Source organism: Stenotrophomonas sp. A3_2, assembly GCF_036624925.1.
GTDB lineage: Bacteria > Pseudomonadota > Gammaproteobacteria > Xanthomonadales > Xanthomonadaceae > Stenotrophomonas > Stenotrophomonas hibiscicola.
In genome coordinates, this window is record NZ_JAZKVY010000165.1 from 1 (window position 1) to 379 (window position 379).

Annotated in this window: 1 protein-coding gene; it reads left to right on the forward strand. The window is 68.3% G+C overall.

What is annotated here, in order from left to right:
• Nucleotides 1-15 precede the first annotated feature (15 nt).
• The gene (locus tag R5H29_RS22945; RefSeq protein WP_407073521.1) at nt 16-81 is read left to right on the forward strand and encodes a hypothetical protein; all 66 of its coding nucleotides are present in this window, start codon (nt 16-18) and stop codon (nt 79-81) included.
• Nucleotides 82-379: the final 298 nt, after the last annotated feature.

Below are 379 nucleotides of genomic sequence, written 5' to 3' on the forward strand. Positions count from 1 at the left end.
GGCGACGCTCAGGAAATCGACTGCCGCTACGAAGGCATCAAGGGCTTGGTCCTGCGCGCGGAATTCGTCCGCAAGCACTGACATGGCTGGCGAGGCTTCGCCGACCGCTCCAAGGACGAAGCAGGCCGGTGCCCCGCGGCCCGATGGTCATGGAGCCTGACCGAGTTGCGTGGACGGCGTCAGAACCTGCGCCCATCGCCGTCCACGCGGCCGGTGATCATGCCCGACCACTTGGCGCCGCGCCCTTCTCGTGTCTGGCGCTAGCCGAGCGCCGCCCGGCATGACCTGACGGCGTAACGCCGCCGTGGAAGGCGCGCCGATGTCAAGCTGCGACGCAGGCCGTCCCCGACCATTTGGGCACCGATGAATGTCTGACGCG